We start from the raw sequence: 5,342 nt of genomic DNA on the forward strand, positions 1-5,342 counted from the left end.
GGCGGGCGGGGGGCGCCCCGGCGCCCGCCGCCGGGGCGCCCCCCCCCCGGGTCGTGCGCCCCACCCCCGGCGCGGGGGCCCCGGGGCGGCGCGGCGAGGCCGCCCGGTGCCACCGCACCCTCAGATGACGCCGAGGGACACGATCGCGTCAGCGACGCGCAGGAACCCGGCGATGTTCGCGCCGAGCACGTAGTTGCCCGGCGCGCCGTACTCGTCGGCCGTCGCGGCGCAGCGGTCGTGGATCGCGACCATGATCTCGGTGAGCCGCTCCTCGGCGTACTCGAAGGTCCACGAGTCGCGCGACGCGTTCTGCTGCATCTCCAGCGCGGACGTCGCGACGCCGCCCGCGTTGGCCGCCTTGCCGGGGCCGAACAGCACGCCCGCGTCCTGCAGGAGGGCGACGGCACCCGGCTCGGTCGGCATGTTGGCGCCCTCGGCGACCGCGAGCACGCCGTTGGTCAGCAGCACCTTGGCGTCGTCGGCCAGCAGCTCGTTCTGGGTCGCGCACGGGAGCGCGACGTCGACCGGGACGTCCCAGACACGCCCGTCGGTGACAAGCCGCGCGCCGGGGCGCCGCGCCACGTAGTCCGCCGCGCGGCCGCGCTGGACCTCCTTGACGTCCTTGAGCAGCGCCAGGTCGACGCCCGCCTCGTCGACGACGTAGCCGGACGAGTCGGAGAACGTCACGACGGTCGCGCCGAGCTGCTGCGCCTTCTCGATCGCGTGCAGCGCGACGTTGCCGCCGCCCGACACCGAGACGCGCAGCCCGTCGAGCTCGCGGCCGCTCGTGCGGAGCATCTCCTGCGCGAACAGGACCGTGCCGTAGCCGGTGGCCTCGGTGCGCACGAGCGAACCGCCCCAGGCGACGCCCTTGCCCGTGAGCACACCGGACTCGTAGCGGTTGGTGATCCGCTTGTACTGGCCGAACAGGTACCCGATCTCGCGGCCGCCGACGCCGATGTCCCCCGCGGGCACGTCCGTGTGCTCGCCGAGGTGGCGGTACAGCTCGGTCATGAACGACTGGCAGAAGCGCATGACCTCGCCGTCGGAGCGGCCGCGCGGGTCGAAGTCCGAGCCGCCCTTGCCGCCCCCGATCGGCATGCCGGTCAGCGCGTTCTTGAAGATCTGCTCGAAGCCGAGGAACTTGACGATGCCCAGGTAGACCGACGGGTGGAACCGCAGGCCGCCCTTGTACGGGCCGAGCGCCGAGTTGTACTCGACGCGGAAGCCGCGGTTGATCTGCACGCGCCCGGCGTCGTCCACCCACGGCACCCGGAAGATGATCTGCCGCTCGGGCTCGCAGAGCCGCTCGAGCACGGCGGCCTCGACGTACTGCGGGTGCTTGCGCACCACCGGTCCGAGCGTGTCGAACACCTCGCGGACCGCCTGGTGGAACTCCGCCTCACCGGGGTTCCGACGCAGCACCTGCTCGAACACCTGCTCCAACGACTGGTCCACGGGTCCTCCACATCCGGCACCGGCTGCTCTCCGGTGCGACGCGGCATTCCACCACGACGGCAGCGCGTGGGAGGAGCCCGCCCGGGGTGCGGACCGGCCGCTCGTCCGTCCGGGGGTACGGCTCCCGCCCCGCGCGCGCCGCCCGTCGTGGGTCAGCGGCGGCGCACCGACACCACCCGCTGGAGCATGACGAACGCGAGGAGCACCGCGCCGATGAACACGCGCGTCCACCAGGAGTCGAGCCCCTCGCGCGCGATGAGCACCTGGATGAGCCCGTACACGAGCACGCCCGCGCCGGTGCCGAGGACGAACCCGACCCCGCCCGACAGCAGGGTGCCGCCGATGACGACGGCGGCGATCGCGTCGAGCTCCATGCCGATGCCGGTGAGGTTGAACCCGGACTTCGTGTAGAGCGCGAAGAGGATCCCGGCGATCCCCGCGCAGGTGCCGCTGATGACGTACACCCACACGCGGGTGCGGGCGGGCTTGAGGCCCATGAGGGTGACGGCGGCGCCCCGGTCCCCCGCGCCCAGGCCGTAGACCGTCCGCCCGAACCGCGTGTAGTGCAGCAGGTACACGGCGACGAGCAGCACCGCGAGGGCGATCAGCATGCTCGCGTTGATGCGCCACAGCCCGCGCCCCTCGCCGAACCGCAGGCTCCACGAGGCCAGGGCGGAGAAGCCGGCGTCGTCGATCGCGAGCGAGTTGGTGCTCACGACGTTGGCCAGCCCCCGAGCCAGGAACATCACGGCGAGCGACGCGATGAACGGTTGGATGTCGAACACCTGCACCATGACGCCGATGAGCAGGCCGCACGACGTGCCGATGAGCACGCCGGCGGCGAGCACGACGGGCAGCGGCAGCCCGGCGGTGAACAGCTTCGCGGACGCCAGGCCCACGAGCGCCACGACGGCCCCGACCGACAGGTCGATGCCGCCGGAGAGGATGACGAACGTCATCCCCACCGCGAGCACCAGCAGGTACGAGTTGTCGACGAGCAGGTTCGACAGCAGCTTCATGCTGAGGAACGACGCCCGGTCGGTGCTGTAGCGGCTCTGCCCGATCCCGAGCATGAGCAGCAGCGTCAGGACCGTCCCGAGCACCGGCAGGAAGCGCCGGTCGACGCGGCCGAGGTAGCCGCGGACACGGTCGACGGATGCGCGCGGGCCGGTGCCGCGCGCCGTGGTCGGGGTCAGCTGGTCGGTGCTCATGCGGCCACCTCCACGGGACGCGACGCGCCGCGGGCACCCGGACGTGGTGTCCGCAGCCGGCCGCGCAGGTACGGGGACGCGGCCACGCAGACCGCGATGAGCACGACGGCCTTGAACAGCGGCGTCGTCTGGCTCGGGAGCTCGAAGATGATGACGGCACGCTCGAGCGCGGACAGCAGCAGCGCGCCCACGACGAGGCCGCCGAGGTGGAAGCGCCCGCCGTCGAGGCGCGTGCCGCCGAGGACGACGACCATGATCGCGTCCAGCTCCTTGAGCAGGCCGATGTTGTTGGCGTCGGCGGCCATGGTCGGGGCGCCGTAGACGATGCCGGCGAGCCCGGCCAGCAGGCCCGCGATCACGTAGACCGTCCACGTCGTCGACCGCGCCTTGACGCCCGCCAGCCGGCTGGCCTCGCGGTTGATGCCGATGGACTCGAGGAACATGCCGAGCGCCGTCCGGCGCACGGCGAGCACCACGAGCAGGAACACGCCGGCCGCGACCACCACGGGCGTCGGCACGCCGAGCACGTACCCGGAGCCCAGCGACTTGAACGGCGGGCTGGTGACGGTGGTGATCTGCCCCTCGGTGATGAGCATGGCGATGCCGCGGCCGGCGACCATGAGGATCATCGTCGCGATGAACGGCTGGATGCCGAGGGCCGCGACCATGACGCCGTTGAACGCACCGGCGACCGCGCCGAGGCCGAGGCCGAGCGCGAGCGCCGTCGCCACGGTCACCGGGCTGCTCGGGTCGGCGGCGCCGTCGAGGTACGTGAGCGAGACGGCGAGCGACATCGCCATGACGGCCCCGACGGACAGGTCGATGCCGCCGGTCGCGATCACCAGGCACATGCCGAGCGCCAGCAGCAGCGGCGTCGCGCTGTTGCGCAGCAGGTCGACGAGCTGCCCGTACAGGTGGTCGTCGCGCAGCGTGACGTCGAGGAAGCCGGGGCTCTTCGCGCCGCACGCGAGCAGCAGCACGACGAGCGCGACGGTCGGCCACAGCAGCCCGTGCTGGGTGACCTCCCGCCAGAGGGTGCCGGCGCGGCCGCCGGGCGCGTGGGCGGTGGACGTGGTCATGAGGCGTGCACCCCGCTGCTCGCGATGGTCTCGAGGACGGTCTCGGTCGTGACGTCGTCGCCGTTGGTGACCTCGGCGATCTTCTGCCGGTCGCGCATGACGACGACGCGCTGGCTCAGGCGCAGCACCTCCTCCAGCTCGGAGGAGATGAAGACGACGGACAGGCCGTCGGCGGCGAGGTCGGTGACGAGCCGCTGGATCTCCGTCTTGGCGCCGATGTCGATGCCGCGCGTCGGCTCGTCGAGGACGAGCAGCCGCGGCGCGGTCGCGAGCCACCGGGCCAGCAGCACCTTCTGCTGGTTGCCGCCGGAGAGGTTGCGGATGAGCGCGTTCGGGTTCGGCGGGTTGATGTTGAGGGCGACCATGTAGCGCTGGACGATCTCGTCGAGCTCCCGCCGCGGGACGCGTCGCCAGGTGCCGCGGCTGGCCTGCAGCGCGAGGGCGATGTTCTCGCGCACCGTGAGGTCGCCGATGACGCCCTCCTTCTTGCGGTCCTCGGTCGACAGCGCGATCCCGCGCCGCAGCGCCGCGAGCGGCGTGGGCAGCCGCACGGGCGTGCCCTGCAGGCGCAGCCCGCCGTGGTCGGGACGGTCCGCGCCGGTCAGCAGCCGGGCCGCCTCGGTGCGGCCGGAGCCCAGCAGCCCGGCGAACCCCACGATCTCCCCCGGGTAGAGGTCGAGGTCGAACGCCTCGACGGACCCGTCCTTGCCGAGCCCGACGGCGGTGAGCAGCGGCGTCTCCCGCGACGAGTGCGTCGTGACCGCGGTGCGCGCCTGCTCCTCGATGCCGGCGAGCGCCTCGCCCGAGCGGCCGACCATGTGCGAGATGAGCTCGCGCCGCGAGAGCTCGGAGGTGCGGAACTCGCCGACGAACCGGCCGTTGCGCAGCACCGTCATGCGGTCGGACAGCGCGTACACCTGCTCGAGGAAGTGCGAGACGAACAGGATCGCGACCCCCGCGTCCCGCAGGGTCCGCACGACGCGGAACAGCTCGGCGACCTCGGCCTTGTCGAGGCTCGACGTCGGCTCGTCGAGGACGAGGACCTTCGCGTCGACGACGAGCGCCCGGGCGATCGCGCACAGCTGCTGCACGGCGATGCTGTGCGACGCGAGCGGCGAGCGCGGGTCGATGTCGAGGTTGAGCCGCTGCAGGTACCGGCGCGCCTCGCGCCGGGTGGCGCGCCAGTCGACGAACGGGCCGCGGCGCACCTCGTGCCCGAGCATGACGTTCTCCGCCACCGTGAGGTTCGTGCAGAGGTTGACCTCCTGGTAGACGGTGCTGATGCCGGCCGCCTGCGCCTGGCTCGGGTCGTCGAACCGCAGCTCGCGCCCGTCGACGGCGATCCCGCCGGAGTCGACGCGGTACACGCCGGTGAGCGCCTTGATGAGCGTCGACTTGCCGGCGCCGTTCTCGCCCATCAGCGCGTGCACCTCGCCGCGGCGCAGCACCAGGTCGACGCCGTCGAGCGCCTTGACCCCGGGGAACGTGATGGTGATCCCGGTCATCCGCACGGCGGCGTCGTCCGCCTGCGCGTTCGTGTCGGACATCGGTGTCCTTCCTCGCCCTGCGGCGCGCGGACGGGCCGGGGTGGCCC

Annotated in this window: 4 protein-coding genes; all 4 read right to left on the bottom strand. The window is 72.8% G+C overall.

Features of this window, described 5'->3' with window-relative positions; genetic code table 11:
* Window positions 1-120: 120 nt before the first annotated feature.
* The 4 genes from gdhA to ACFUMH_RS18520 all read right to left on the bottom strand — a co-directional run bounded on the left by gdhA (window position 121) and on the right by ACFUMH_RS18520 (window position 5,295).
* On the bottom strand, window positions 121-1,458 hold the full coding sequence (gene gdhA / locus ACFUMH_RS18505) for an NADP-specific glutamate dehydrogenase (protein WP_378208980.1): 1,338 nt from the start codon (window positions 1,456-1,458) through the stop codon (window positions 121-123).
* A gap of 152 nt (window positions 1,459-1,610) precedes the next feature.
* A complete protein-coding gene (locus tag ACFUMH_RS18510; RefSeq protein WP_378208982.1) occupies window positions 1,611-2,669 on the bottom strand; it encodes a sugar ABC transporter permease YjfF in 1,059 nt (352 codons plus the stop codon).
* The gene (locus ACFUMH_RS18515; RefSeq protein WP_378208984.1) at window positions 2,666-3,748 is read right to left on the bottom strand and encodes an ABC transporter permease; all 1,083 of its coding nucleotides are present in this window, start codon (window positions 3,746-3,748) and stop codon (window positions 2,666-2,668) included. The genes ACFUMH_RS18510 and ACFUMH_RS18515 overlap by 4 nt, the downstream gene beginning before the upstream one ends.
* Window positions 3,745-5,295, bottom strand: coding sequence for a sugar ABC transporter ATP-binding protein (locus tag ACFUMH_RS18520; RefSeq protein WP_378208986.1), 1,551 nt, complete (start codon window positions 5,293-5,295; stop codon window positions 3,745-3,747). Before ACFUMH_RS18520 ends, ACFUMH_RS18515 begins: the two co-directional genes overlap by 4 nt.
* Window positions 5,296-5,342: the final 47 nt, after the last annotated feature.

The organism is Cellulomonas sp. NPDC057328 (assembly GCF_042667215.1).
GTDB lineage: Bacteria > Actinomycetota > Actinomycetes > Actinomycetales > Cellulomonadaceae > Cellulomonas.